The following is a 1339-nucleotide window of genomic DNA, read 5'->3' on the forward strand; positions in this document are numbered from 1 at the left end:
CGGAGTTTCTGGCTCTAATTGAATCGTAGTTGCAGCTTCCAGAAGTTTTTTGATTAATTGTTGCTCAATCACAGATTTCCGAGTGCTTTCACTATTATTACAACCTTTCCCACTATGTCGGCATCCATAATAGTGATATTTCGTCAAGCCATCTTTAGACGTGCGTGTTTTGGAGATAGATTTGCAATAGCAGGCACCACAAAACACTAAACCACTCTGATAAGCATAATCTCCATAGACATCTGGCAAAGCGAGATTCTTATTAAAGTTCTGGGAGCTCATCCCCTGCTTAAATTCAATAATTCTTTGAATCTCTGCTACCTCTTCTTGCGTAATTAAACGATGCTGAGGATGAGTATTTTCATGGATTTGCCATTGGCTTCGATCTGTTTCCTTAGTCTTTCCTTTGGCCCCCGTGATCTTTTTATTGTAAGCTGAGTGTCCTTGCAAAACAGGATTTAAGAGCCACTTTCTCAAGCCACTTGATGTCCAATTGAGAATGCTATCATGCCCATTTTTTTTTGTTGGAGATTTTGTGATTCCATATTTGGCGTAAATGATTCTGATCGCCCGGCTTAATCCTTTTTGCTGGATGGAAATGTCGATACAGTCTCTGGCAATCTGTTTCACAGTTAGACTGGGCAACTGTGAAACTTCTAATTCCCCGCTGCAAAGTTTTAAATAATTAGCAGGTCGTTCATTGAGAAGGCATAAAAAAGGACGTTCATCCAAAACATATTGCTCTCCTTTGACTTGATAGCCGAAAGGATAAGAACCGCAAGCTTTTCCCTCTTTTCTGCGATGATTATTTCCATGCCGCACTCGTTCCGAAATTTGATCAGTTTCTAGTTCAGCAAGGCAAGCTAAAAGATTGGCCATGAACTTCCCTTGGGAAGTATTTAAGTCGATCTTTTGATCCAGACTTCTGAGGTTGACCCCAAATTCCAAGCACAACTGAGCTATTTCTGCAAACTTAACAGTAGAGCGAGCAAGCCGGTCGATACGAGTCACAATAATTTCCTTGACTTCTCCAGCTTCAATCAATTTAGTCAGCTTTTTTAACTGAATGCGATCGTTTTTCTGACCAGATTGAACATCCGTAAGGATTTTCATCGCTCCAGCTTCTTTGAGGCGAGCTTCCTGCTGCTCCAAAGCATGAGAGTTTTGGGCTTGCTCCCGAGTGGAGACTCGCGCGTAACCGAGAATTATCAAGGGTTCAGGCATAGTTTTTCCTAAGCTTTTACAATTAGTCTACCGAACTATTTGTGCATCTCCAAGAGGTCTTGGAGATGCACAAATACGAGTCATTTTTCCCCATAAAAATCCCTTTCCACCTAGA

At 41.4% G+C, this 1339-nt stretch carries 1 protein-coding gene; it reads right to left on the reverse strand.

Features of this window, described 5'->3' with window-relative positions; all coding sequences use genetic code 11:
• Nucleotides 1-1224: fdxN element excision recombinase XisF (gene xisF / locus QUA23_RS30875; protein WP_333110744.1), on the reverse strand; the 1224-nt coding region annotated here is incomplete at its 3' end.
• Nucleotides 1225-1339: the final 115 nt, after the last annotated feature.

The sequence above is a fragment of the Microcoleus sp. Pol1C5 genome, from assembly GCF_036701115.1.
Classification (GTDB): domain Bacteria; phylum Cyanobacteriota; class Cyanobacteriia; order Cyanobacteriales; family Microcoleaceae; genus Microcoleus.